Origin of the sequence: Pseudomonas sp. BP11-1-1 (assembly GCF_052112105.1) — a bacterium.
In the GTDB taxonomy this organism is placed as follows: Bacteria; Pseudomonadota; Gammaproteobacteria; order Pseudomonadales; family Pseudomonadaceae; genus Aquipseudomonas; species Aquipseudomonas alvandae.
The window spans coordinates 1-416 of sequence record NZ_JAUTYU010000054.1 but is presented as its reverse complement, the minus strand read 5'-3'; the positions used below and the strand labels follow the sequence as shown (position 1 = coordinate 416).

1 protein-coding gene is annotated in these 416 nt (G+C 64.4%); it reads right to left on the bottom strand.

Features of this window, described 5'->3' with window-relative positions:
• Positions 1-416, bottom strand: a 416-nt coding sequence (locus Q7C33_RS28970; RefSeq protein ID WP_407684602.1) for an Ig-like domain-containing protein, incomplete at both ends; no start/stop codon positions are given.

Sequence of the window (416 nt, the reverse complement as noted above, 5' to 3'; positions counted from 1 at the left end):
CCACCAGGTTACTGGTCGCCGTGCCGTTGGCTACGATGCTGGCCGGGGTCGCGGTCAGGTCCATGACCTTGGCGGTGGAGCCGTCCGGAGTCAGCTCAACATCAGCCGACGAAGCACCGGCCGAGGCTTGGGCTTTCACGATCGCAGTGCCGGCAACGGTGCCTTTGAGGGTCACGCTGGCTTTGCCATTGGCATCGGTGCTGCTCGATGCGGTCGACAGGATGCCGGTGCTGGTCGACCAGGTCACCGTTGCATTGGCCACCGGGTTGCCATTGGCATCTTCAACCGAGGCCACCAGGTTACTGGTCGCCGTGCCGTTGGCTACGATGCTGGCCGGGGTCGCGGTCAGGTCCACGACCTTGGCGGTCGCACTGTTCGCACTGAATTCGACCTTTGCGGTTTCCTCCCCTGCCGAG